Origin of the sequence: Herbaspirillum sp. NPDC101397, assembly GCF_044767325.1 — a bacterium.
Taxonomy (GTDB): domain Bacteria; phylum Pseudomonadota; class Gammaproteobacteria; order Burkholderiales; family Burkholderiaceae_D; genus Herbaspirillum.
In genome coordinates this window covers 116,844-140,355 of record NZ_JBIWNS010000002.1, presented here as the reverse complement: position 1 = coordinate 140,355, position 23,512 = coordinate 116,844, and the positions used below count along the sequence as shown (strand labels likewise).

21 protein-coding genes and 1 riboswitch are annotated in these 23,512 nt (G+C 62.5%); of the genes, 6 read left to right on the top strand and 15 right to left on the bottom strand.

What is annotated here, in order from left to right:
- The first annotated feature begins 46 nt into the window (after window positions 1-46).
- Entirely contained in the window at window positions 47-988 is a 942-nt protein-coding gene (locus ACIROW_RS05420; protein ID WP_116433367.1) for a CysB family HTH-type transcriptional regulator, read from the top strand.
- Window positions 989-1,031: 43 nt separating this feature from the next.
- Window positions 1,032-2,357 (top strand): chloride channel protein, encoded by a 1,326-nt coding sequence (locus ACIROW_RS05415; RefSeq protein ID WP_402272784.1) that lies wholly within the window; start codon window positions 1,032-1,034, stop codon window positions 2,355-2,357.
- A gap of 86 nt (window positions 2,358-2,443) precedes the next feature.
- Here ACIROW_RS05415 and ACIROW_RS05410 read toward each other — a convergent pair whose 3' ends face one another.
- Together ACIROW_RS05410 and ACIROW_RS05405 are read right to left on the bottom strand one after the other, a co-directional pair.
- Entirely contained in the window at window positions 2,444-4,363 is a 1,920-nt protein-coding gene (locus ACIROW_RS05410; RefSeq protein WP_402272781.1) for a chemotaxis protein CheA, read from the bottom strand.
- The gene (locus ACIROW_RS05405; RefSeq protein ID WP_402272778.1) at window positions 4,363-5,097 is read right to left on the bottom strand and encodes a protein phosphatase CheZ; all 735 of its coding nucleotides are present in this window, start codon (window positions 5,095-5,097) and stop codon (window positions 4,363-4,365) included. The genes ACIROW_RS05410 and ACIROW_RS05405 overlap by 1 nt, the downstream gene beginning before the upstream one ends.
- A gap of 413 nt (window positions 5,098-5,510) precedes the next feature.
- Window positions 5,511-5,772: riboswitch (cobalamin riboswitch) on the top strand.
- Between the two features lie 62 nt (window positions 5,773-5,834).
- Between ACIROW_RS05405 and ACIROW_RS05400 the strand changes: the two genes are divergently transcribed.
- Genes ACIROW_RS05400 through ACIROW_RS05390 form a run of 3 tightly spaced genes read left to right on the top strand, consistent with a single transcriptional unit; the run spans window position 5,835 to window position 9,525 of the window.
- Window positions 5,835-7,757, top strand: a complete 1,923-nt coding sequence (locus tag ACIROW_RS05400; protein ID WP_402272775.1) for a TonB-dependent receptor family protein — start codon at window positions 5,835-5,837, stop codon at window positions 7,755-7,757.
- Between the two features lie 17 nt (window positions 7,758-7,774).
- Window positions 7,775-8,758, top strand: a complete 984-nt coding sequence (locus tag ACIROW_RS05395) for a FecCD family ABC transporter permease (RefSeq protein ID WP_402272772.1) — start codon at window positions 7,775-7,777, stop codon at window positions 8,756-8,758.
- The gene (locus ACIROW_RS05390) at window positions 8,755-9,525 is read left to right on the top strand and encodes an ABC transporter ATP-binding protein (protein WP_402272770.1); all 771 of its coding nucleotides are present in this window, start codon (window positions 8,755-8,757) and stop codon (window positions 9,523-9,525) included. Before ACIROW_RS05395 ends, ACIROW_RS05390 begins: the two co-directional genes overlap by 4 nt.
- A gap of 5 nt (window positions 9,526-9,530) precedes the next feature.
- Here ACIROW_RS05390 and ACIROW_RS05385 read toward each other — a convergent pair whose 3' ends face one another.
- The 4 genes from ACIROW_RS05385 to ACIROW_RS05370 all read right to left on the bottom strand — a co-directional run bounded on the left by ACIROW_RS05385 (window position 9,531) and on the right by ACIROW_RS05370 (window position 12,429).
- Window positions 9,531-10,430, bottom strand: coding sequence for a cobalamin-binding protein (locus tag ACIROW_RS05385; protein ID WP_402272767.1), 900 nt, complete (start codon window positions 10,428-10,430; stop codon window positions 9,531-9,533).
- A complete protein-coding gene (gene panC, locus ACIROW_RS05380; protein ID WP_402272764.1) occupies window positions 10,430-11,269 on the bottom strand; it encodes a pantoate--beta-alanine ligase in 840 nt (279 codons plus the stop codon). The genes ACIROW_RS05385 and panC overlap by 1 nt, the downstream gene beginning before the upstream one ends.
- Window positions 11,270-11,346: 77 nt before the next feature.
- On the bottom strand, window positions 11,347-12,213 hold the full coding sequence (locus ACIROW_RS05375; protein ID WP_402272761.1) for a segregation and condensation protein A: 867 nt from the start codon (window positions 12,211-12,213) through the stop codon (window positions 11,347-11,349).
- Window positions 12,214-12,222: 9 nt separating this feature from the next.
- Entirely contained in the window at window positions 12,223-12,429 is a 207-nt protein-coding gene (locus tag ACIROW_RS05370; RefSeq protein WP_402272759.1) for a DUF3460 family protein, read from the bottom strand.
- An 85-nt stretch (window positions 12,430-12,514) separates the two neighbouring features.
- On the opposite strand from ACIROW_RS05370, the gene bamE reads away from it, so the two are divergent.
- On the top strand, window positions 12,515-13,030 hold the full coding sequence (gene bamE / locus ACIROW_RS05365) for an outer membrane protein assembly factor BamE (protein ID WP_402272756.1): 516 nt from the start codon (window positions 12,515-12,517) through the stop codon (window positions 13,028-13,030).
- A 52-nt stretch (window positions 13,031-13,082) separates the two neighbouring features.
- On the opposite strand, the gene ACIROW_RS05360 is transcribed toward bamE, so the two are convergent.
- The 9 genes from ACIROW_RS05360 to ACIROW_RS05320 all read right to left on the bottom strand — a co-directional run bounded on the left by ACIROW_RS05360 (window position 13,083) and on the right by ACIROW_RS05320 (window position 23,306).
- Window positions 13,083-14,783, bottom strand: coding sequence for a Na/Pi cotransporter family protein (locus ACIROW_RS05360; protein ID WP_402272753.1), 1,701 nt, complete (start codon window positions 14,781-14,783; stop codon window positions 13,083-13,085).
- A complete protein-coding gene (locus tag ACIROW_RS05355; RefSeq protein ID WP_402272750.1) occupies window positions 14,780-15,568 on the bottom strand; it encodes an HAD family hydrolase in 789 nt (262 codons plus the stop codon). The genes ACIROW_RS05360 and ACIROW_RS05355 overlap by 4 nt, the downstream gene beginning before the upstream one ends.
- Window positions 15,565-16,413, bottom strand: a complete 849-nt coding sequence (locus ACIROW_RS05350; protein WP_402272747.1) for an endonuclease/exonuclease/phosphatase family protein — start codon at window positions 16,411-16,413, stop codon at window positions 15,565-15,567. The genes ACIROW_RS05355 and ACIROW_RS05350 overlap by 4 nt, the downstream gene beginning before the upstream one ends.
- Window positions 16,414-16,431: 18 nt before the next feature.
- Window positions 16,432-17,265, bottom strand: coding sequence for a carbohydrate ABC transporter permease (locus ACIROW_RS05345; protein ID WP_402272744.1), 834 nt, complete (start codon window positions 17,263-17,265; stop codon window positions 16,432-16,434).
- Window positions 17,262-18,137, bottom strand: a complete 876-nt coding sequence (locus ACIROW_RS05340; protein ID WP_402272741.1) for a carbohydrate ABC transporter permease — start codon at window positions 18,135-18,137, stop codon at window positions 17,262-17,264. The genes ACIROW_RS05345 and ACIROW_RS05340 overlap by 4 nt, the downstream gene beginning before the upstream one ends.
- A 96-nt stretch (window positions 18,138-18,233) precedes the next feature.
- Window positions 18,234-19,535: an ABC transporter substrate-binding protein gene (locus tag ACIROW_RS05335; RefSeq protein WP_402272738.1), complete on the bottom strand. Its 1,302-nt coding sequence runs from the start codon at window positions 19,533-19,535 to the stop codon at window positions 18,234-18,236.
- A gap of 63 nt (window positions 19,536-19,598) precedes the next feature.
- On the bottom strand, window positions 19,599-20,651 hold the full coding sequence (locus ACIROW_RS05330; RefSeq protein ID WP_402272735.1) for an ABC transporter ATP-binding protein: 1,053 nt from the start codon (window positions 20,649-20,651) through the stop codon (window positions 19,599-19,601).
- Between the two features lie 55 nt (window positions 20,652-20,706).
- A complete protein-coding gene (glpD, locus tag ACIROW_RS05325) occupies window positions 20,707-22,263 on the bottom strand; it encodes a glycerol-3-phosphate dehydrogenase (protein ID WP_402272732.1) in 1,557 nt (518 codons plus the stop codon).
- On the bottom strand, window positions 22,263-23,306 hold the full coding sequence (locus ACIROW_RS05320) for a sugar-binding transcriptional regulator (RefSeq protein ID WP_402272730.1): 1,044 nt from the start codon (window positions 23,304-23,306) through the stop codon (window positions 22,263-22,265). The genes glpD and ACIROW_RS05320 overlap by 1 nt, the downstream gene beginning before the upstream one ends.
- Window positions 23,307-23,512: the final 206 nt, after the last annotated feature.

Sequence of the window (23,512 nt, the reverse complement as noted above, 5' to 3'; positions counted from 1 at the left end):
ATCGGCATATACAAATTCATTTGCTGAGCATATCGAAGGACAAGCCATGAATCTGCATCAATTCCGCTTCGTCAGGGAAGCGGTTAGGCAAAACTACAATCTGACCGAAGCCGCCAAAGCGTTGTTCACCTCGCAACCCGGTGTCTCGAAAGCGATCATCGAGCTGGAAGAAGAACTCGGCGTCGACATCTTCACCCGTCACGGCAAGCGCATCCGCGGCCTCACAGAACCGGGCCGCGCGGTGTTGCGCTCGGTTGAACTGATCATGCAGGAAGTGGATGGCCTCAAGCGCATCGGCAAGGAATTCGCCGCCCACGACAGCGGCAGTTTCACCATCGCCACCACCCACACCCAGGCCCGCTATTCGCTGCCGAAAGTGGTGCAGGCCTTCACGCAAAAGTACCCCAAGGTCAGGTTGTCATTGCTGCAAGGCAATCCCAAACAAATTACCGAGATGGTGCGCAACGACCAGGCCGACATCGCCATCGCCACCGAAGCGCTGGCATCGGGAGAGGGACTTGTCTCTTTGCCATGTTATCAATGGGAGCACGTGGTGGTGGTGCCGCCCGACCATCCTTTGCTGAAATCCAAAAACCTGTCGTTGGAAGAAATCGCCGGCTATCCGCTGATCACCTACGACGCCGCCTTCAGCGGCCGCAGCAAGATCGATCACGCGTTCTCGCTGCGCGACCTCAAGCCGGACATCGTGCTTGAAGCCATCGACGCCGACGTCATCAAGACTTACGTCGAGCTGGGCATGGGCGTGGGCATCATCGCCGGCATGGCCTTCGACGCCGAGCGCGATCGCGGTCTGCGCTCCCTGCCGGCCGGACACCTGTTCGGCACCAATGTCTCGCGCGTGGCGCTCAAGCAGGGCGCCTACCTGCGCAGCTATGTCTACACCTTCATCGAATTGCTGGCGCCGACGCTCAACCGCAAGTTGATCGGTCAGGTCATGGAAGGCGAGAAGGACATGTACGAGCTCTGAGTTGCCTGCGGGCAGCCGGATCAACGATGGGAACTGAAACGCGATGATGTCTATGCTTGCCGGCCTGCATGGCCATACTCTCCGCCGGGCGCGCCGGTTGTGGATGCAATACGGGATTCTGTGGCTGGGCGCGGTGCTGGTCGGCCTGGTGGCGGTGATGTATGCCTGGCTGATCGATTTCGGCTTCGAAATGTTCAGCGCCATGCGGCGCGATCACGCCTGGCTGCCGCTGGTCCTGACGCCGGCCATGAGCGCCTTGTGCGTGTGGCTGACGCGCCGCTTCTTTCCGGGCGCCGAGGGCAGCGGGATTCCGCAGGTGATTGCCTCGCTGGCGGAGGAGAATGATCGCGGAACGCCACGTCCTTCCCGTGCGCCTGCGTTGCTGACGCTGAAGATCCTGGCCGGCAAGATCGGCATCTCTTTTCTGGGTATTTTGGGCGGCTTCACTATCGGCCGCGAGGGACCGACGGTGCACGTCGGCGCGGCGCTGATGTACAACATGCGCCGCTTCTATCCGCGTCCCAGCGCCATTCTGGAACGACGCCTGATCCTGGCCGGCGCCGCTGCCGGCTTGTCGGCCGCTTTCAATACGCCGCTGGCCGGCATCGTGTTCGCGATTGAAGAGCTGTCACGCAGCTTCGAGCAACGTGCCAGCGGCACCGTCATCACGACCATCATCTTCGCCGGTATCGTCGCGCTCGGGCTGAACGGCAACTATACCTACTTCGGCACCATCAATGCCGGCAATGACAGCGCGCGCGAACTGATCGTCACGGTCATCGTCAGCGGCATCCTGATGGGCGTGGCCGGTGGCATCTTTTGCTGGCTGCTGCTCAATACGCACAAGTGGATTCCGGCACCGCTGCGCGCCTTGCGCGCAGAACGTCCGGTGGTGTTTGGCGCCGTGTGCGGTCTGATCGTCGCGATCATCGGTTTGTGTGCAGGCAGCATGACCTTCGGCAGCGGCTATGCCGAAGCCAAGGGTTTGCTGAGCGGCCAGACGCAGTTGTCAGCGTGGTATCCGCTGGCCAAGATGGCCTCGATGGTGGGGTCTTACCTGCCGGGGATTCCGGGCGGCATCTTTGCGCCGTCGCTGTCGATCGGCGCCGGCTTCGGCAATCTGCTGCACATGGTGTTCGAGCATACGTCGCTGTCGATGCTGATCGCCCTGGCGATGGTGGGCTATCTGGCTGCAGTGACGCAATCGCCGATCACCGCCTTCGTGATCGTCATGGAAATGATCAACGGCCATGCGCTGGTGATTTCATTGATGGCGACAGCCTTACTGGCCAGTCGCGTCTCGCGCTTCTTTGCGCCGCCGCTGTATGAGGCGTTGTCGGAGCGCTACGCGCACGCCACCGTCAAATGATGCCCTGAGAAGGATTTGCTCAGGTCATAAAAAAGCTGACCCCGCGAACGGGCTCAGCTTTTTTCGATGGGACTTGAAGAGTTTGCTTAAACTTGCGCCACAGCCTTGGCAGCGGAGCGGCAGCCTTCCAGCAGGAACGAGAGGCCGACCACCAGCACCAGTTCACCCTCAGCAGAGCGTGCAGTGCCGGTAATGCCGTTGGTCTGGATCGCGGTCAACGGTTTGATCACCAGGTCGGCCGTGCCTTCCACGGCGCCGACGCTGAGGATGTACGGATGCGGCACCGCCATGACGATACCGACACGTTCATTGCCCGGTTCATAGCCAAGTACGCCGGCCAGCGAATGCACCGGCAACGGACGACCCTGATCGCGCAACACCGGCGCGCCACCGACTTCATCGAACTCGGCCGGCAATTCCACCACGCGTTCCACCACTGCCATGGGCAAGGCCAATGCAGCACCGGCGGTACGCACCAGCATGGTCGGGATGATCGACAATTCGATCGGGAGGCGGATCGAGAAGCGCGTGCCGACGCCCAGTGTCGAATCGATGCGGATGGTGCCGCGGTGTTTTTCCACGGCCGTTTTCACCACGTCCATGCCGACGCCGCGGCCGGACACGCTGGACGCCACTTCCTTGGTCGAGAAGCCCGGCAGGAACACCAGTTGCAGCGCTTCGTCGTGACTTTGCGCTTCATGCTCGCCGATGAGGCCCTTGCCGATCGCCTTCTTGCGCAGGAAATCAGGATCCATGCCCTTGCCGTCGTCGAAGATTTCAATCATGACGCTGCTGGCTTCCTGCCATGCCTTGAGCGAAATGGTCGCCTTGTTGGGCTTGCCGGCAGCGCCGCGATCGGTTTCGATACCGTGGTCGAGCGAGTTGCGCAGCATGTGGACCAGGGGATCGTAGAGGCTGTCCACGACCACGCGGTCGACTTCGGTTTCCGCACCGGAGATCGCCAGGTCGACGTCCTTGCCCAGATCCTTGGCCAGTTCGCGCACCAGGCGCGGGAATTTCTGGAACAGGCGGCCGACCGGCTGCATGCGCGTCGACAGCGTGGCGCGTTGCAGTTCGCTGGAGTAGCGCGATGCGCGGCCCAGGGTTTCGGCCAGCGTCGACATCAGCGATGCGGCGGTGCCTTCGAACTTGAACTGTTGCAGTTTTTCCAGCAGCACGGCGGCCTGGTTGGCGGCTTGCACCGATTCGCCGGCGACTTCGAGCAGCGCGTCGAGCTTGCCGGCATCGATACGGATGCTTTCTTCCTTGGCGTTGCCGGGTTGATTGTCGGTGGCGCGGCGCGCTTGTACGGGGGCAGCGGCCGGCTTTGGCGTCGGCGTCGCCGAAGGCAGCGACTTCGGATGGCCGGAGCTGCTTTCTGCTTCCGCAGGCGCTGCTTCGACGGCTGCAGCAGCAACTGGCGCAACTTCTCCGGTACCGCCGGACACAGCCTGGTACAAGGCGTTCCAGTCAAGCGAGCCGTCAGCGCCGAGAACGCTGGCGCCGCCGTTGGCGGAAGGCGTCGAGCCGGCAGCCGGAGCGGCCGCACTGACAGGCGCTGCAGCACTGGCAGCAGGTGCAGCAGCAGCAGCAGGCGCAGCAACAGCAGGCGCCGCCGCATTGCCTTCAATGGCTTGCGTCAGAATGTCTTCAAGGTCCTGCGGCATCGACGCCAGGCTGGCCGGATCGGCGCCGTTGGCCAGCTCGTTGAGCTGGTCGGCGACAAAGCCGCTGGCCTGCAGCGCCGCTTCGATCGCCAGCGGCGTGACCGGCGCCTTGCCGGTGCGCAGGGCGTCGAACAGGTTTTCCGTCAGGTGACAGGCCGATACCATGGCCGGCAAATTGACGAAGCCCGCACCGCCCTTGATGGTGTGGAAGGCGCGGAAAACCGCGTTCAGAATTTCCAGATCGTCAGGATGCCGTTCAAGAGTCAGCAGATGCTCTTCAACGCTAGTCGCGAGGTCCAAGGCCTCAACGACAAAATCCTTGAGCATTTCGTCATCCATTAGAACCCCAGGTTAGCGAGTAAGTCATCCACATCATTCTGCGCCATGGCCGAGCCGGGAGCAGAAGGTCCGTTCAACAACTCAACCGGCTTGTCGGCCTGGATCGCCGCCTTGACTTCCGGCGGTGCGTTGTCGCGCAGCAGTTGCGCAAGTTCGCGTTCCGCCACGGCGGTGATGCCGACGATCTTCTTGATCAACTGCCCGGTGATGTCCTGGAAGTCCTGCGCCATCATGATTTCGAGCATGCGGGCTTTTTCGACCTCGGTGGCTTCGATCACGGCGGAAGAGAATTTCTTGGAATCGTTGGCCAGGTTCTTGAATTCGTCGATGGTCATCTGGCCGGCAAACAGGCGCGCCCAGCGGTCATCGATGTCCTTGGCTTTGCTGGCGAGTGCGTCCTGCGCAGGCATGCCGGCGTCAATCGAATTGAGCACCTTGTTGGCGGCTTGTTCGGTCAGCGTGGCGACATGCTCCAGGCGACCCTGGGCATCGCCGATCTGCGATGCGACGTCTGACAGCGAGCGGTCGTAGCCGAGTTCGCGCATGGAGTCGTGCAACAAGCGAACGATGCCGCCCAGGCGTTCGTACATGGGCTTGTCGGTCTGGTCTTCGAGCGGATCTTCTGTTGCGGCCGAGGGGGCCGAAGCTGCCGGCGCGGCTGCCGGGACTGAAGCCGGCAGGGTTTGCGCCGAAATCTCGTCGAATAGTGCTTCTAAATCAACGTCGTCACTCATGATCTTGGTATCTCCATACAAATTTGATGCGTTATTTGCTTCCGCCGCGAGGCAGGTAATCTGTCACAACTGAATTACATGGTTCGACGAGATGGTTCGGTGATATGAAGCTCCTGTTGCTGTAAGTGCGCGGCAGCGGCCGCCGGATATCCATTGCATATCGGCAACAAATAAAAAATCTGTAGAGAGCTTGCCCCTGTTTTTGCCCGATCCCCCGGAGAGTGTCCCGGTAGGGACGGACTTCCGCTATTTGTTGAATGGATTATAAGTCCCTGTCAAGCGGCTCCATCGGCTAAAAAGCGATGAAAATTCCCCATTTAAATGGCGTTATGACGATCTTGTTGATCTTCGGGCAATCATAATGCAAGCCCGCTTCGTTTGTCACGGATGATTGCCGCCTGTGGCGTTGGCGCATACAATTGCGCCGTTTTGGTGCTCGCCGGCATGTTCGTGCCGGCAGTTAAACGGGAAGCACGGCGCGGTCGCCTGGGATACCAGGATCTCCGCCAACGTGCGCTGCCCCCGCAACGGTAAGCAAGCGCCGTTCCTTGTCGGAACGGCAACCTGCCGACTTCGCCACTGTGACCCTCCCGCATCTTTCGCGCGGCAAGGCATGGGAAGGCGCGGCGGGCCAGGCTTGCAGCCCGGATACCGGCCACGACAGGGGAACGCCCAGGCGTTCCATTTCAATCCGGCTTGCGGGGAGGCAGGCCCGGAGATCATTGCAAAACGACATCATGAAATTCACCGTCCCATCCCGCCGCGGCGCGATCGCCTGCGCTGTGTTTTCACTTGCACAATCGCTGGCGCAGGCCGCCGACGACCCCGGCCTCACGCCGGTCGTCGTTACGGCGTCGCGCTTTCCGAACGATCCTGCGTTTCCGCCCGTGGGCGCGACCATGATCGGCGCCGAAGACATCCGCAACGCCGGTATCGACAACGTCAACGAGGCGATCCGCAAACTGGGTGGCGTGTATGGCCGTCAAAGCCTGGCGGGGCCGGGCGACTTCGCGCTAGACATGCGCGGCTTCGGCAGCAATGGCGATCAGAACATGGTGATCCTGATCGACGGCGTCCGACTGTCGGAAAACGAGTTGTCGACCGCCTTGCTGTCGTCGGTGCCGATCGACTCGGTCGAGCGCATCGAGATCGTACGCGGCGGCGGCAGTGTACTGTATGGCGACGGCGCCACCGGTGGCACGATCCAGATCGTCACCAAACGCCCGGCTGCGGATGCAATCCGCGGCAGCGTGGTCGGCGAAATCGGCAGCAACGGTTTGCGCAGCGGCCGCGCCAGCGTCGCCAAGGGCTGGGACGGCTTCGCCCTGAATGCCGCGTACAGCAAACAGCATGCCGACAACTACCGCGACAACAATGCTTCCAACCAGGAGAATTTCAGCGGCACGGCGCAATGGTTTTCCAATCAAGGTCGCTTCGGCTTGCGGGTTGATCTCGCACGCGCCGACTACGGCCTGGCCGGCTCGCTGAGCATGGCGCAATTCCTCACCAATCCGCGTCAGGCCACCACGCCGAAAGATTACGGCTCCTACGACAGCGACCGCATCACCGCTTTCTTCGAGCGCAAGTTCGGCGCGCTGGAAGCCGCGGCCGAGTTGTCGCATCGCGAAAAGATTTCGCGTTCCAGCTATGGCGGAGGCGCGGTCAGTGAAGTGCATAGCCGCACCACCCAGTTCTCGCCGCGCTTGCGCCACATCGCCGAAGGTGGCGTGTTGAAGAACGAACTGGTGGCCGGCGTCGATTTCTCCGAATGGGGGATCGGCAACGTCGACGGCAGCGGGGACGCGGCGCAGACTGCGCGCGCGGCCTACGTGCGCGACGAAGTGCAGATCGCCGGCAACACCCGTATCGCGCTGGGTTTGCGCCATGAGGTCATGGACAAGCGCAGCACCGCCAACGCCTACGACAAGGCGCAAGGCGTCAACGCCTGGGAGGTGCAGGCGAGCCACGCGGTGCTGCCGTCGCTGCGCCTGTTCGGTAAAGCCGGTCAAAGTTACCGGTTGCCGACCGCGGACGAAAACCGCGGCATCGTGCTGGCGGCCGGACAAATCCTCAAGCCGCAGACTTCGCATGACCTGGAGTTCGGCGCCACCTGGGGCGGCGCCGACAACAATGCCACGCTCAGGTGGTTTCGACATCGCATCAAGGATGAGTTGTTTTACGATCCCACCGTCGGCGCATTTGGTGCCAACGTCAATCTCGATCCGACCAAGCGGCAGGGCGTCGAATTGGAAGCCGCCGCGCGCCTGAACGCCGACTTCAGCCTCAAGGCGAATTTCCAACACATTGCAGCCGCCTTCACGGACGGTCCGAATGCCGGCAAGGAAATGGTGCTGGTGCCAAAGAATACTGCCTCGGCGCGGCTCAACTGGCAGTCCGGCAACCAGACCGTCAACCTCGGTGTGCTGTGGGCCGATGCGCAGCGCTACGGCAGTGACTTCAGCAATACCTGCAATGCGCGCATGCCGTCGTACACCACGGTCGATGCGCGCTACGCGATGCGCGTGAGTACGTGGGAGCTGGCGCTGACCGGCAGCAACCTGGGCGACCGGCGTTATTTCTCGCAAGCCTTCGGCTGCGCCTCGGGCATCTATCCGGAAAGCGGCCGTGCAGTAAAATTCACCGCCCGTTACGACTTTTAAATCACCTCAAGGACTTCATGCGCAGAGCGATCTTGGTGCTTTCCTGCCTGGCCGTATTGGCCGGGCTGGCGCTCGTGCTGGCGGGTCTGTGCGGCAGCACCGGCTGTCTGCGCCCAAGCGGTGATCCTGCCGATATCGCCATGCTGCTGCAATTGCGCGTGCCGCGCGCGTTGACGGCGTTCACCGTCGGCGCCTTGCTGGCGATGGCGGGCGCGCTGATGCAGGTATTGCTACGCAATCCCTTGGCTGAACCCTATGTGCTTGGCGTCTCCGGCGGATCTGCGGCGGGTGCCTTGCTGGCGATGCTATTGGCTGCGTCCATCGGTTTGCCGCGCCAGAATATCGCTGCCGTCGGCGCTGCATTGGGCGCCGGCCTGGCGGTGCTGCTGCTGTTCGGCCTGGTCGGGAAATCGCTGCGGCGCTTGCCGCTGTCGCCGATGGCGGCCGGGCATCGGCTACTGCTGACCGGTGTGATGCTGGCGGCCGGTTTCGGCGCCGTCATCACGCTGGTGCTGACGCTGGCGGGAGAGACGCAATTGCGCGGCATGGTGTTCTGGCTCATGGGCGATCTCGAAGACAGCCGCTTCCTGCCGGTGGCCGCCGCCATCGCGGGCGCGGTCTTGCTGTGGTCGACATGGAATGCACCGCGCTTGAACCTGCTGGCGCGCGGAGAGAGTTTTGCACAGTTGCTGGGGGTGCCGGTGGTGCGACTGCGCGTGGCGACCTTGTGCGCGGCGTCGTTGGCGACGGCTGCCGCAGTGACGCTGGCCGGCACCATCGGCTTCGTCGGGCTGGTGGTGCCGCACGGTCTGCGCCTGCTGGTCGGCAACGATCAGCGCGTGTTGCTGCCGGCCTCGGCGCTGGCCGGAGGAGCCGGTTTGACGCTGGCCGATCTGGCAGCGCGCACGATTGTCGCGCCGATGCAATTGCCGGTCGGCGTCATCACGGCCTTGATCGGCGTGCCCTTGTTCCTGTGGCTGCTGGCGCGGAGTCGCGCATGACGGCGGGCCTGTTGCTGCAGGTGGAGGCGCTGACCTTGCGCGCCGGCGACATCACCTTGTTGGAGAACTTCAACTGGCAAGTGCGCGCCGGTGAATTCTGGTGTGTGCTCGGCAAAAACGGCATCGGCAAAAGCACCTTGCTGCATGCGGTTGCGGGTCTGTTGCAGTCGGCGTCCGGCCGCGTCTGTTCCCCGGATGGCGACATCGCACGAACCGCGCCGCAGCAGCTGGCCTCGTGCCGCGGCTTGCAGGTGCAGCAACAGGTCGACGCGTTTGCGTGCAGCGTACTGGACAGCGTGATGGCGGGTTTGCATCCGTATCGTCCGGGCTGGGGCTGGCCGGATGAAGCCGACCGGCGCGCTGCGCTGTATGCATTGGAACGTCTGGACATGGCGTCTTACGCCGATGCCGACGTGATGCGTTTGTCGGGCGGCGAGCGCCAGCGTGTCGCGATGGCGACGCTGATGCTGCAGGCGCCGCAACTTTATCTGCTGGACGAGCCGGCCTCGCATCAGGACGTCGCCGCGCAGCAACTGGTGATGCGCACGCTCAAGGAACTGGCGGACGCTGACCATGCCGTCGTCGCCACCATGCACGACATCAATCTGGCGACGCGTTTTGCGTCGCATGTGTTGTTGATCGCAGAGGGGAAAGTCTGGCAGGGCAGGGCCACGGATATTCTGCGCCCGGACCTGCTGGAGGCGGCCTACGATTGCCGTTTCGAGATAGTGGAATCTGCCGGAGGACGGTGGCTGATGCCGGCCTGAGTTTTTTAGCCAGGCGGACGCCGCGCGCGCACTGTATCGAGCATCTTGCAGACTTCTTCGGTCGCATCCAGGACGCGCGGACCCGGACGGTTAAGCCAGTCGGCGTTGACCGTGAACAGGTTGCCGGCGACCACCGCCTTCATCTTGCCGAACTGACGCCATTCATCGAGCGGATGATCCTTGGCGTCGTCGGGGGCAAGGATGGCCTCGGGATTGGCGGCAATCACCGACTCCAGGCTGACGTGGGGCGCCAGTTGCGGCAAGTCGCCGAAGATATTGTTGCCGCCGCAGGTGTGCAGCACCGTCGACACCATGTGCTTGCCGTTGAGCGTCATCAGCGGTCGTCCCCAGATCTGATAGAACACGTTGACCGGCTTGCGGTCACGGTAGTTGTGGCTCAGTGCCTGCCAGCGCGCGCGGAAATCCGCGGCCGCCTTGCGGCCTTGTTCGTCGGTGCCGCTGAGTACACCCAGCCGTTCCAGCGAGGTCGCAATCGTTGCGTAATCGGCCGGCTGGCTTTCGAACACCGGCAAACCGAACGCCCGCAGCTGCTGCAACTGCGAGGCTGAGTTGCCGCTGCGCCAGGCCAAGATCAGATCGGGTTTGAGCGTGAGGATTTTTTCTATGTCGACCGCGCTGATGCGGCCGACCGAGGTCACTTGCAGCGCAGCCGGAGGATAGTTGCTGTAGTTGCTGACGCCGATGACATACGGTCCGGCGCCTGCGGCGTAGAGCAATTCGGTGGTATGCGGCGACAAGCTGACGATGCGGCGGGCGGGCTTGTCGAGACGAATGTCGTTGCCGAAATCATCGGTGACGGTGATGCTTGCGGCGGCGTTGCCGGCCCAAAGCAACGCCAGCGCCGCCGGCACAGCGAACCGCAGCGGCATCAGCCGATAGCGCATCAGACTTCGAGATTGTCGATCAGGCGCGTCTTGCCGAGTTTGGCGGCGGCGACCACGACCAGTTGTTCGCCCTGCGCCAGGTCGCCGGCGGACGGCGGCTGCAAGTCGTTGCGCTTGCGGATCGAGATGTAATCGGGTTGCCAGCCGCGCTGCGTCAGCGCATCCATGGCCTTGCGTTCCAGTCTGGAAATGTCGGGATGGCCGCCGCGCACTTCGTCGGCGACCTGGTTGAGCACCTTGTACAGCTCGGGGGCTTCCGCGCGTTCGTCGGCCGACAGGTAGCCGTTGCGCGAGGACAGCGCGAGGCCGTCGTCGGCGCGCCAGGTTTCGGCGGCGATGATTTCGGTCGGCAGCGCGAACTGGCGCGCCATGTTGCGCACGATCATCAGCTGCTGGTAATCCTTCTTGCCGAACACCGCCACGCGCGGCTGCACACAGGAGAACAGCTTGAGCACGACGGTGGTCACGCCGGTGAAAAAGCCGGGACGGAATTCGCCTTCGAGGATGTTGCCGAGATCATCCGGCGGCTGCACGCGGTATTCCTGCGGCTCGGGATAGAGATCTCTTTCCGTCGGTGCGAACAGGACGTAGACGCCTTCCTTCTCCAGCTTGTCGATGTCGGCCTGGAAGGTGCGCGGATATTTGTCGAAGTCTTCGTTCGGTCCGAACTGCAGGCGGTTGACGAAAATCGACGCGACCACCGGATCGCCGTGGGTGCGCGCCAGGCGCATCAGCGACAGGTGGCCTTCATGCAGGTTGCCCATCGTGGGGACGAAAGCGGTGCGCAATTGGCCGCGCAGCTGGTCGCGCAGTTCTTCGATGGACGAGATGATTTTCATGGCGTGGTGTCGTGAATGGATGCGGAAGCAGGCTGCGATGTACTGGGCCGATAGAGCTGAAGGGTGAGTTCGGCAGCTCAGCTCGGTGAATAGGACAGCCGCACGTAGATCGGCGCGAAGGCTTCAGCCTGGGTGATTTCGATCAGGGTTTCCTTGGCCAGCTCGAGCAGGGCGATGAAATTCACCACCACCACCGGTACGCCGCGGGCCGGATCGAACAGGTCGGCGAATTCGACGAAGCGCGCCGAACGCAGGCGCCGCAGGATGCCGGTCATGTGTTCACGCACCGACAATTCTTCGCGGCTGATATGGTGATGGGCGGTCAGCTTGGCGCGCCGCATGATGTCGGCCCACACCGCATGCAGGTCGTCGACGTTGACGTCGGGCCAGCGCGTGACGACGGTTTGCTCCACGTAAACCTGAGTGCGCACATAGTCACGGCCGACTTGCGGCAGCGAGTCGAGCTCTTGCGCGGCCAGCTTCATCTGTTCGTATTCGAGCAGGCGGCGTACCAGTTCGGCGCGCGGATCTTCGGCTTCTTCGCCGGAATCGGCCTTCCTGACCGGCAGCAGCATGCGCGATTTGATCTCGATCAGCATCGCCGCCATCAGCAGGTATTCTGCGGCCAGCTCAAGGTTGTGCTTGCGGATCTGTTCGACGTATTCGAGGTATTGCAGGGTAACCTGCGCCATCGGGATGTCGAGGATGTTGAAGTTTTGTTTGCGGATCAGGTACAGCAACAGATCCAGCGGTCCCTGGAACGCTTCCAGGAAAATCTCCAGCGCATCCGGCGGAATGTACAGATCGGTGGGCAGCTTGAACAGCGGCTCGCCGTACAGCTTCGCGAACGCGACGCCGTCGACCACATTGGGGGTCGAGTCCGGCTGGCCTTCCAGCGTCAGTTCGGCAGCGTCGGAGGATGGATTCCCGGCGTTTTCGATCATGCTGGCGAATCAGTGATTTTGGTAAACGTAAGGCTGTTGCTTGACGCGGGATTCCTTGTCGCGCGCGGTCTTGTCCAGATCCAGCGGCGTCTTGTCCCACAGCAGGGCGCGGCCGGCGCGTTGCTGTTCTTCGAGGTCGGGATTCTTTTCCTTGAGTTCGGCGATGAACTTGGTGGCTTCCGACTCGTACGAGGTGAAAAGTTTGCTGAAGAACATGATTTATCCCGGGAATTCTTGTTAACTGGCTAATAACCGCTATTCTACCCTGTCTTGAAGCCCGCATAGAATGGCAGACGCAAAGATGACCATGATCAAAAACAACTTGCTGGCCCGGCTGCTGGCTGTCTGCGCGACTGTGCTCGCGCTCGGCTGCGACCGCAACGGCAATCCGCTGGAGGAATTCGGTTTGGACAAGTTGAACAAAGGCGTATCGACCGAGGCCGACGTGCGCGGCGTGATGGGACAGCCGGACAGCGTGCGCGAGGAGAGCGACGGCGGCCGCACGCTGGAATACCCGAAAGGACCCCAAGGTGTTCGCACCTGGATGTTCCGCATCGGCGCCGATGGAAAATTATCAGACTATCAACAAGTGCTGACCGCCGAAAACTTTGACCGGGTGCAGAAGGGTATGACCCGCGAAGAAGTGCGCAACATGCTCGGCCGTCCGCGCACCGTGGTGCCGTTCGCGCGCAAGCAGGAAGAAGTGTGGGACTGGAAATACCTGTACGTCCATGAAGAACGACTGTTCAACGTGCATTTCGACATGCAGACCGGCAAGGTCGTGCGCATGTCGATTTCGGAGATATCCGGGCACTGACCTGCATTGCGCAGGATCAGCGCGGGATCAGCGCCGGTCGGCGCCGATCAGATCAGGGCGGGTGCGAGTAGTCGCCGAACTCCTGGCGCTCCTGCACCACCACCGGATCTTCACCGATGTCCATGCGACTGCGGCGCAGCATGCCGGCTTCGTCCAGCACCGAATAGGCGGTCGAGCAGAACAGCGAATGCATGCGGCGCATGTCGCTGATCAGGTCCAGATGCAAGGAACTGGTTTCGATGCTCTGCTGGGTTTCGCCGGCCAGACGCGTCAGGTGTGTCTTGGAGTAGGCGCGTTCAAGGTCGCGGAACGCTTCCTTCTCGGCCAGCAGTTTTTGCGCGCTCTTGAGGTCGCCGTCGATGAACACGGACAGGCCCAGTTGCAGGCTCGCCACCAGGCGTGCATGCATTTCGCAGACCTCGTTCATGCCGGCAGCGGAGAAGCTGCGCTGCAGCGCGATCTTCTTGCTTTCGATGCCCTTGACGATGCGCTCGATGATGTCGCCGGCCTGTTCCAGGTTGATCGTCAGCGTGACGATATTGGTCCAGCGGCGCACTTCCTTTTCATTGAGTTCTTCACGCGAGACGCGCGCCAGATACATCTTCACCGCCGTATACAGCTTGTCGACGTCGTCATCGAGCTTGCGGATCTGTTGCGCGCGCAGCTGGTTGTTGTCGCGAATGACCGGCAACAGGCTCGTCAACATTTTCTCGATCAGGTCGCCGATACGCAGCACTTCTCGCGAGGCATTGGCCAGCGCCAGCGAGGGCGTGTCGATTGCGGCAAGGTCGAGGTGGCGCGCGACGGCGGCGTCTTCTTCATCCTTCTGCGACGCCGGCAACAGTCGTTCGCACAGGCGCGCCATCGGTTCCACCAGCGGCAGCAGCAGGCCGCAACGCACCGTGTTGTACAGCACGTGGAAGGCCACCACACTGAAGCGCAGGTCCTTGCCCAGCAGGGCAATCCACAAGTCGATGTAATTGATGAAGGGCAGCACCACGATCGCGCCGGACAGGCGGAACAGCATGCTGCCCAGCGCCACCCGTCGGCCGGCGACGTTCTGGCTGGCGGCAGTCAGCAGCGCCAGGATGCCGCTGCCGAGGTTGGCGCCGATCACCAGGCACAGCGCCACCTTCAGCGAAATGATGCCGGAGGTGGCCAGCGTCGCAGCCAGCAGCACGGCAGCCAGGCTGGAATAGGTCAGCATGGCGAACACCGCACCGATCAGCGCGTCGAGAATGATGTCGCCGGTCAGTGTGGAAAACAGTACCTTGATGCCGGCGCCCGTGATCATCGGCCGCGTCGCCGCAGTGATCAGTTCCAGCGCCAGCAGGATCAGGCCGAGGCCGATCACGGCGCGCGCCAGGCGTCCCACCGAGGTATGGCGGCGCGACAGATACACCACCACACCGCCGAAAATCAGCAGCGGCGAAATCCACGACAGATCGAAACTCAGCACGCCCGTCATCAGCGCAGTGCCGACGTCGGCGCCGAGCATGATGGTCAGCGCCGGCGTCAGCCCGACCAGACCTTGGGCAACGAAGGAGCAGACGATGACGGCGGTGGCGTTGCTGCTCTGGACCAGGCTGGTGACGCCGACGCCGGCCAGGAAGGCCAGGCCGCGGCGCTTGATGCTGGTGCTCAGGATGCGGCGCAGCTGCGCACCGTAGACGCGCAGCACGTCGGTACGAACGATGTGGGTGCCCCATACCAGCAGGGCCAGTGCAGAAAGCAGGTTGAGAAGGGTGGTCATGGCTCCAGCAAATGTTGAGTCAATTCGGCAAATCCGGCGCCGAAAGGATGCCGCGTGATGAAGCGCGGCGGATGTTGCAGGCGATCAGCAAATTCGAGCACGTTGGCCACCCCCACCGACAGCGGAAAGTAGGCGAACATCGGTGCGTCGTTGGGCGAGTCGCCGGCGAATACGCAGCGGCTGCGTTCTTCGTCATCGGCGAGGTCGACGTCGTAGCGCTCCTGCATCATGAGGCGCGCCATGCTCAGTTTGTCGTAGTCGCCGAACCAGCCGTTGACGTGGATGGAACTGATTTTTGCAGTCATCCCTGCATCTTCCATGATTTGCACGATGCGATCAACGGCTGCGCGGTCCAGCGGCGGTACATCCTCACAAAAATCGATGGCCAGGTCGTACTGGCGGCAGAACTGATCGGACGCTACGGCGCAACCCGGCACTTCACGCAGGATGCGGTCGCGCACTGCTGCCAGCTTGTCGGTGTTATTGCGGCGGCTTATTTCATCCAGCAGATGGCGTGTGCGCAGCTTGTTGGCGGCGCGGTCATGCCACATGTAGAGCGCACCGTTCTCGCCGATCACGCCGTCGACCGGCCACATGCGCGCGATCTGGTCGCACCAGCCGGCCGGACGGCCGGTCACGGGGATCACGCGCAGGCCGGCGCGCTGCAAAGTCTCCAGCGATTGGTACGCTTGCGCGCTGAGTTTGCCGTCGGTGGTCAGGGTGTCGTCGATGTCGGTGAAGACGGTCGTGACCTGTGCGCGCGGCAATTGGTCTACGGATTTCATTTCAATTCCAGTAATTGCGGTTGGTGGTCGGAAGAGTGCGTGTCGCTGTCGATGTCAAAGGCGCGCACGCGCGGCAACAAATCTTCGCTGGCGAAGATGAAGTCGCAGGCAAAGGCTTCCGGCCATTGTTCGCGGTCATAGAGACCGACATTGTGCGGATGCGGTTTGTTCCCGTGCAGGTATTCCCAGGTGTCGCGCAGTCTCGGCGCGCCGTCCTTGAACGGATGTTGCAGGCGCGAATGCAGCGGATCTTCCGGGCGGAAATTGAAGTCGCCGGTGAGGATCGTTTTGGATGTCTGTTCGAACGCATGGTAAGGCGAACCAGACAGGTCGCGCACGCGGCTGCGGGCCGCCCGCAGCGAGGTCTCGGCATGAATCGCTCGGATCGCCTCGACCTGGGCGCGGCGTTGCAGCAGGGAATAATATTCCAGGTGCGTGTTCATCACGCGCACAGCGCCCAGCGGCGTGTCCAGCGTCGCCTCGATCAGCACGCGCGGCATGCTGATGACGTCGGCGTCGACCGGCCACGGCAACTGGTGGCGCAGCACGCGCGAGACCGGATAGCGCGACAGGATCATGTTGCCGAAGCAGCGCCGGCTGCCGTCGGGTGCGGCGACGTCGACGCCGGCCGCCGGGATGGCCGTGAAGTCCGGCAACAGTCGCGCGAAGATATCGAACTGGTTCTCGCCGGCGCTGCCGGCCAGCGACGGGAAATTCGCCGCCACTTCCTGCAGGCACAGCACGTCGAAGTCGCCGAGCTTCTTTGCGTCGCGCACGATGCGCGCCGGATCGACGACGCCGTCAACGCCGCGCGACCATTGGATATTCCAGCTGATGAGTTTCATCGCAATATCCTCATCAAATCAGCGAATGCCGGCGCGCATGAACGACTGCACGAACTGGCGCTGGAACAGCAGGAACGCCAGCAACAGCGGCGCCGAGGTCATCAGCGTGGCCGAGGTGATGATCGACCAGTCGACGCCCTGGTCGGTAGACGAGAACACCTGCAGACCGACCGTCAGCGGACGCGATTCGACCGAATTGGTGACGATCAGCGGCCACAGGAAATTGTTCCAGTGCGTGCTGATCGAGACCAGCCCGAACGCCAGGTAGATCGGCTTGGCCAGCGGCACGTACACCTTCCACAGCACTTGCATGGCGCTGGCGCCTTCCACGGTGGCGGCTTCATCCAGCTCGCGCGGCACTGTCTTGAAGGTCTGGCGCAGCAGGAAGATGCCGAACGCCGAGGCGAAGTAGGGCAGGCCGATCGACAGGATGGTGTCGCGCAGGCCGAGCAGGTTCATGGTGTTGTAGTTCTCGACGATCAGGATGTCGGGCATCACCATCAGTTGCATCAGCACCAGCATGAACATGATGTTGTCGCCGCGGAAGCGGTAGCGCGAAAATGCATAGGCCGCCATCGTCGCCAGCACCATCTGCGCGATCAGGATCATCGACACCAGCAGGAAGGTGTTGAGGAAGTAGCGCGGGAATGGCGCCGCATTCCAGGCGTTGACGAAGTTCTGCAGCGTCAGCGGCGCGGTCAGCGAGAAGCGCGTGGCGAACTCGGCTGGATGGAATGCGGTCCAGACCGCATAGATCAGCGGCAGCAGCCACAGCAGGCCGAGCACCCAGGCCGCGATGGTTTCCAGTATCTTGTTCCGTTCACCGAACGGATTGGTGGCTTGAGCGATCATTGGTAGTGAGTCCTGCGGTCGAGAATTCGGAATTTGACGAAGGCGATCACCGCCAGCATCATCAGCAGCACCACGGTCAGCGCGGCGGCGTAGGACGAATCCCAGAAGCTGAAGCCGACTTCATAGATGTAGTACAGCAGCAGCGAGCTGGCGTTGTCCGGTCCGCCCTTGGTCATCACCACAATATGGTCAACCAGGCGGAAGGAATTGATCAGCGCGTTGATCAGCACGAACAGCGTGGTCGGCATCAGCAGCGGGAACTGCACCTTCCAGAAATACTGCCAGCGCGATGCGCCTTCCAGTCCGGCAGCTTCCGCCAGCACGGGCGAGATCTGCTGCAGCGCAGCCAGGTAGAAGATCATGAAGAAGCCGGCTTCCTTCCAGATCGCCACCACCATCATGCAGCCCAGCACGGTGTCCGGATTGCCCAGCCAGTTATGCGAAGGCAGGCCAAGCGCATTGGTCAGTTGCTCCAGCAAGCCGTATTGCGGCGTGTAGAAGAACAACCAGATATTGGCCACCGCAATCATCGGCAGCACCGTCGGCGTGAAGTAAGCCAGGCGCAGCAGGCCGCGGCCCAGCAGCTTGTCGTTGACCCACAGCGCCATCATGATGGCCAGCGCGATCGAGACCGGGATGGTACCCAGCGCGAACCACAGGTTGTTGAATAGCGCGCGCCAGAAGACCGGGTCGTCGGCCATCAGCGCATAGTTTTCCAGGCCGACGAACACCGACGGGCTGGCGCCCTTGGGCGTGGAAAAGAAACTGTGCCAGATCGTCGCCACCGCCGGATAGTGGGTGAACGCGACCAGCAGCACCATGGCCGGCATCAGCAGCAGCCAGGGTGTGATGGAAAATTGTGTGCGATTCATGTAAAGCCTTTTGCTGTCTCAGACCAGGTGCAATGCCGGTGCAGGAACCTGTCCCTGCACCGGCGATTGCAGACCTTTGCTTCGCCAAAGCGTCAATTAACGATTCCAGCTGCGCAGGATGCGATCGGATTCACGTTGCGCATCCTTCAGTGCCGCTTCCGGCGTCTTGGTGCCGGACAGAGCAGCCTGCAGATTGTCGTTCAGCGCCTTGGTGACGCGCTGGTTGTCATGCGTCGACAGTTCGGCCACGCCGTACTTCATCTGCTCGCGCGCCACGGCGGCGGCCGGCACTTCCTGCAGGTACTTCTTCATTTCCGGCGTATCCCAGGCGTCCTGGCGCGGCGCCACATAACCGGTGGCGATCGACCATTGGGCCGCGCGTGCAGGCTCGGTGGCGAAGCGGATGAACTTCACGGCAGCTTGCTGTTGTTCCGGCGAAGTCTTGTTGAACACGTAGAAATTGCCGCCGCCGGTCGGGCTGCCCGGATGCTTGTTGGCCGGCAGCATCGCCACGCCGAACGGGAAGCTGGCGTTGGCGCGGATGTTGGTCAGGTTGCCGGTGGTGGTCCAGACCATCGCGGCCTTCTGTTCGAGGAAGTCCTTCGGCGTGGTGCCCCATTCGATCACGCCGCTTGGCATGACTTTGTGTTTGGCCGACAGGTCGACCCAGTATTGCAGCGACTCGACTGCGGCCGGCTTGTCGAAGTAGGTCTTGGTGCCGGCGGTGTTCATCAGCGCCGTGTCGTTCGGCGTGGTCAGGCCCTGGAACATCCAGTAGGTGAAGCCGGTCGATGGAATCTTCAGGCCCCATTGCGAGACGTTGCCGTTGGCGTCGCTCTTGGTCAGCTTCTTGGCGTAGGTGATGGTCTCGGCCCAGGTGGCCGGCGCTTTGTCCGGATTCAGGCCGGCTTCCTTGAACAGGTTCTTGTTCCAGAACATCACGATGGTGGAGCGCTGGAACGGAATGCCCCAAGTCTTGCCGCCGGTCTGGCTGTTGTCCATGAAGCCCTTGTAGAAGCCTTCGATCCACTTCTTGTCTTCCGGCTTGTTGGCCAGGCCGTCGATCGGCACGATGGCGTTTTCATCGATCAGCGTGAACAGGTCGGTCGACAGCAGCACGGCCAGCGTCGGCGGCGTTCCGCTCTTGAACGCGGTCAGCGCCTTGACGATGCTTTCCTGGTAAGTGCCTGCGTAGACCGCCTTGATCCTGACGTCGGGATTCTGTTTTTCGAAATCGGCGACCATGGTGTCGATGGTCTTGGTGATCGGGCCGCCCACGGCGACCGGATAATAGAAGGTCAGTTCGACCGGATTGGCGGCGAATGCCGGAGCGGCGAAGGCGCCTGCGACGGCTGCTGTAACTGCTGCGGCCATGGATTTCAGAATGACTCTACGCATGTTTGTCTCCCAATTTAGTTATGGTGGTACGTCTGTCGTGCAAAGCAAAAGCGATGAAAACGATTACATCGGAAGGCGGCGCAAGCCCGATTTCCGGTCGAAGAAATACTGGCTGCCACGATCCCAGCCGAGCTGGATCGCATCGCCCGGCACCAGCGTCAGCTGGCCCGGCACGCGCATGAGCAGCGAGGCCTGGCCGACGCGGCAGCCGACGATGGTGTCGGCGCCGAAGTATTCGATCGTGTCGACGGTGGCGGCAATGCCTTGCTCAACCAGATGGATGTGCTCTGGGCGCACGCCCAGTTGCCATTCTTCATCGACGTTGTACGGATGGATCACCGGACCGCTGCTGCCTTCTATGACAAGGCCGGCGGCGCTGTTCGACAGCGGCAGGATGTTCATCGGCGGCGTGCCGATGAAGCGCGCGGCGAACACCGAAGCAGGTTGCGCATACAGTTCGGCCGGCGGCGCGTTCTGTTCAATCTTGCCGTCGCGCAGCAGGATCACCTGGTCGGCCATGCTCATCGCCTCGGTCTGGTCGTGCGTGACGTAGATCATGGTCATGTTGAGCTGCTGTTGCAGGGCGCGGATTTCACGGCGCATTTCCTGGCGCAGCTGGGCGTCGAGGTTCGACAGCGGCTCATCCATCAGGCAGACCGGCGCATCGGCGATGATGGCGCGGCCCAGCGCCACGCGCTGTTGCTGGCCGCCCGACAACTGGCCGGGACGGCGGTCGAGCAGGTGGCTCAGGCCGAGGATGTCGGCGACGCGCTTGAGGCGTTCGTCGAAATGCTTGGCCGGCTCCTTGCGCACACGCACGCCGAACAGGATGTTGTCGCGCACGTTGAGATGCGGGAACAGCGCATACGACTGGAACACCATGGCGATTTTGCGTTGCGCCGGCGGCAGGTTGGTGACGTCGCGCTCACCGATGCGGATGGCGCCGGTGGACGGCGTATCGAGGCCGGCAATCAGGCGCAGCGTGGTCGACTTGCCGCAGCCGGACGGTCCCAGCAACACGGTGAAGTCGCCCGACTTCACTTCGAAATCAATGCCTTTTACTGCCTGGGCGTCTCCCCAGTTCTTGGTAATGCCCTTGAGCGAAATTGCTGCCATCGCGGTGTCCCCTCGGTAAAGAAATGAATGGTGATGCAAATCAATGCGGTCGCGCTCAGGTCTGCGCCATCTGTGCGGCCAGGTGTTTTCGGATGGTGCAGTGTTCGTCGAAATAGGCGGCGAACTCGGCGCGCTGTTGCTCGCTCATGTGCAAGCCGCACTTGGTGCGGCGCCACAGGATGTCGTCCGGCTGGTAGGCCCATTCGTGCGTGATCAGGTAATCGACCTCGCGCTGCACCAGGCCACCGCCGAAGTCGCGGCCGAGTTCGGCCGGCGTCTGCGCTTCCTTGAGGATGACGTGGGCGATGCGGCCGTGGCGACCGAACAGGCGAGTCAGGAAATGGGCGTCGAGCTGGGCGTATTTCTTTTTCAGGTAATCCAGTTCCTGGGCGCGATCGGCGCGCTTGAACTTGCCGCCGGGCAGGGCTTCGTCCTTGCTCCACGGACCGCGACGGGTCTTGGTCCAGGGCGCCAGTTTCTCCAGCACCGATTCGGCCAGGCGACGGTAGGTGGTGATCTTGCCGCCGTAGACCGACACGCAAGGCGTATTGTCCGCATCCTGCAGCACCAGCGTGTAGTCGCGCGTGACGGCCGAGGGATTGTCGGATTCGTCGTCGAACAGCGGGCGCACGCCGGCGTAGCGCCAGACGATGTCGGCGTGGGCTATCGGCTTGGCCAGGTATTGATTGACCGCGCGCAGCAGGTAGGCTTCTTCGTCAGCGCTGATCTTGGCCCCGTTATCCATGTTCTCCTGCGGCACATCGGTGGTGCCGATCAGCGTGAACTTGTCTTCATAGGGAATCATGAACACGATGCGCTTGTCGTCGTTCTGCAGGATGTAGGCATGCTCGCCGGCGAACAGGCGCGGCACCACGATGTGGCTGCCGCGCACCAGCTTGACGGCGGCGTGCGCCTTGCCTTGCTGGGCCGGATTAAGCAGCTGGTCCATCTTCGCCACCCACGGGCCGGCGGTGTTGACCACGGCGCGTGCGGTGAGCTGCTTGCGCACGCCGGTGACGGTGTTCTCGACTTCGCATTGCCATTGGCCGTTGCTGCGTTTGGCGTCGACCAGGCGCGTGCGGGCGAAGATGTCGGCGCCGTGTTCCTGTGCGCTCAGCAAATTGAGAATCACCAGGCGGGCGTCGTCGACCCAGGCGTCGGAATAGGCGAAGCCGCGCGTGATGTCGGCGCGCAGGCCGCTTGGCGCGCTCATCCGGTCGAGCGCGATGCCTTCCGAATGCGGCAGCGTGATGCGGCCGCCGATATGGTCGTACATCCACAAGCCGAGGCGGATCATCCAGCGCGGGCGCAGGCCCTTGACGTGCGGCATGACGAAGCGCAGCGGCCACGCAATGTGTGGTGCGATGTTGAGCAGGTGTTCGCGCTCGGCCAGCGCTTCGGCGACCAGGCGGAATTCATAGTATTCAAGATAGCGCAGGCCGCCGTGGATCAGCTTGGTGCTGGCCGAGGAGGTGGCGCCGGCGAAATCGTTCTGCTCGCACAAGGCGACCTTGAGGCCGCGCCCGGCGGCGTCGCGCGCCACGCCGGCGCCGTTGATGCCGCCGCCGATGATCAGGAGATCGTAGGTTTCTGAAGTGGTCGCTGTACTCATTACTTTGCTCGTTTGCGGTTGGTTTTGTTGTTTGCGGTCTTGCCGGCAGGCGCTTCCTGCATCGCCTCGTTCTTGTCTTCGTCCAGTTGCTGCACCAGCAGGCGGGCGGTGGGCTCGTCAATCACCAGTTCATTGATGAAGCCGCCCAATAGTGCTGCGCGCAGGCCCGGGATCTTGCCCTTGCCGGATACCACGCAGATCGAATGCGCGGCGCGCTGAAAGCGGTCGAGGTCGGGGCCGCTGCTGCGCGCGTTGAGCGCCACGTCGCGCCAGCTGCCGTCGTCGCGGAAGAACACGGTGGCGATGTCGCCGACCACGTCGTCGCGGCGGATGTCTTGCTGGTCCTGCTTGTCGAGATAGCCACCGGTGTGAATGTGGCTGCCGGTTTCGGCCGCGCCGATGCTGAACAGCAGGATGGTGGCGTCGTTCTGCAGCGTGCGGATGGCCTTGATGCTGCGCTCACGCCACAGCGCGGTGCGCGTGTCGGCGTAGTCGAAGAAGGCCGGCACCGGGAAGCTGTGGGCGCGGCCGCCGTAGTTCTGGGCGAAGCGCGACACTAGCGATTCGCCGAAGGTGTTGACGATGTTGGCGCCCGCGCCCGAACCATTGAGCTGCACCACGTCGACGTCGTGCACTGCCTTCGGACTCAGGTTGTCGGCAATGGCGGCGACAGTGTTGCCCCAGGCCAGGCCGATGACGGTGGACGGTTGCATCAGCGTATTCAGGTAGGCGGCGGTGTGCGCGGCGACACGCTGCATGCTTTCGCGCTCGGTGGCGGCGGCCGGCACCGGCACCACCTGGATCGAGCGCAGCGGATAGTGTTTGGTGATGGCGGCTTCGAGATTGCCCGAGAGTTCCTGCGGATCATGCACGCGGATCTCGACCAGGCCGTTCTCCATGGCGTACGACAGCAGCCGCGACACGGTCGCGCGCGAGGTGCCGATCTCTTCCGCGATGGCCGCCGTCGTCATGTTCTGGAAATAGTACAGACGCGCGACGCGCACAGCGGAATAAGCAATGTCCTGACGGTCTGTGGTTGCCATTTTGTCTTTGAACAGATGATCATTGTTGTTGAACGTTTGTACAATAATCGAATTGATTCGAGAAATCAAGCCTGAGCCTTGACGCCGTGCAGCATCGGCGAGCACGTGCGCGCCGGCAAGATGACGATGGGAAGCAGCGCGGCGGGAAAGAAAAACCGTCGTGCGCGACTGCGATTGCAGCGCGGACGACGGCTCGGGGCAAGGCT

What these genes read in the sequence shown, in the direction of transcription:
- ACIROW_RS05420 (WP_116433367.1), top strand. Translation starts at nt 47, where the DNA reads ATGAATCTGCATCAATTCCGCTTCGTCAGGGAAGCGGTTAGGCAAAAC.
- ACIROW_RS05415 (WP_402272784.1), top strand. Translation starts at nt 1,032, where the DNA reads ATGATGTCTATGCTTGCCGGCCTGCATGGCCATACTCTCCGCCGGGCG.
- ACIROW_RS05410 (WP_402272781.1), bottom strand. Translation starts at nt 4,363, where the DNA reads ATGGATGACGAAATGCTCAAGGATTTTGTCGTTGAGGCCTTGGACCTC.
- ACIROW_RS05405 (WP_402272778.1), bottom strand. Translation starts at nt 5,097, where the DNA reads ATGAGTGACGACGTTGATTTAGAAGCACTATTCGACGAGATTTCGGCG.
- ACIROW_RS05400 (WP_402272775.1), top strand. Translation starts at nt 5,835, where the DNA reads ATGAAATTCACCGTCCCATCCCGCCGCGGCGCGATCGCCTGCGCTGTG.
- ACIROW_RS05395 (WP_402272772.1), top strand. Translation starts at nt 7,775, where the DNA reads ATGCGCAGAGCGATCTTGGTGCTTTCCTGCCTGGCCGTATTGGCCGGG.
- ACIROW_RS05390 (WP_402272770.1), top strand. Translation starts at nt 8,755, where the DNA reads ATGACGGCGGGCCTGTTGCTGCAGGTGGAGGCGCTGACCTTGCGCGCC.
- ACIROW_RS05385 (WP_402272767.1), bottom strand. Translation starts at nt 10,430, where the DNA reads ATGCGCTATCGGCTGATGCCGCTGCGGTTCGCTGTGCCGGCGGCGCTG.
- panC (WP_402272764.1), bottom strand. Translation starts at nt 11,269, where the DNA reads ATGAAAATCATCTCGTCCATCGAAGAACTGCGCGACCAGCTGCGCGGC.
- ACIROW_RS05375 (WP_402272761.1), bottom strand. Translation starts at nt 12,213, where the DNA reads ATGATCGAAAACGCCGGGAATCCATCCTCCGACGCTGCCGAACTGACG.
- ACIROW_RS05370 (WP_402272759.1), bottom strand. Translation starts at nt 12,429, where the DNA reads ATGTTCTTCAGCAAACTTTTCACCTCGTACGAGTCGGAAGCCACCAAG.
- bamE (WP_402272756.1), top strand. Translation starts at nt 12,515, where the DNA reads ATGACCATGATCAAAAACAACTTGCTGGCCCGGCTGCTGGCTGTCTGC.
- ACIROW_RS05360 (WP_402272753.1), bottom strand. Translation starts at nt 14,783, where the DNA reads ATGACCACCCTTCTCAACCTGCTTTCTGCACTGGCCCTGCTGGTATGG.
- ACIROW_RS05355 (WP_402272750.1), bottom strand. Translation starts at nt 15,568, where the DNA reads ATGAAATCCGTAGACCAATTGCCGCGCGCACAGGTCACGACCGTCTTC.
- ACIROW_RS05350 (WP_402272747.1), bottom strand. Translation starts at nt 16,413, where the DNA reads ATGAAACTCATCAGCTGGAATATCCAATGGTCGCGCGGCGTTGACGGC.
- ACIROW_RS05345 (WP_402272744.1), bottom strand. Translation starts at nt 17,265, where the DNA reads ATGATCGCTCAAGCCACCAATCCGTTCGGTGAACGGAACAAGATACTG.
- ACIROW_RS05340 (WP_402272741.1), bottom strand. Translation starts at nt 18,137, where the DNA reads ATGAATCGCACACAATTTTCCATCACACCCTGGCTGCTGCTGATGCCG.
- ACIROW_RS05335 (WP_402272738.1), bottom strand. Translation starts at nt 19,535, where the DNA reads ATGCGTAGAGTCATTCTGAAATCCATGGCCGCAGCAGTTACAGCAGCC.
- ACIROW_RS05330 (WP_402272735.1), bottom strand. Translation starts at nt 20,651, where the DNA reads ATGGCAGCAATTTCGCTCAAGGGCATTACCAAGAACTGGGGAGACGCC.
- glpD (WP_402272732.1), bottom strand. Translation starts at nt 22,263, where the DNA reads ATGAGTACAGCGACCACTTCAGAAACCTACGATCTCCTGATCATCGGC.
- ACIROW_RS05320 (WP_402272730.1), bottom strand. Translation starts at nt 23,306, where the DNA reads ATGGCAACCACAGACCGTCAGGACATTGCTTATTCCGCTGTGCGCGTC.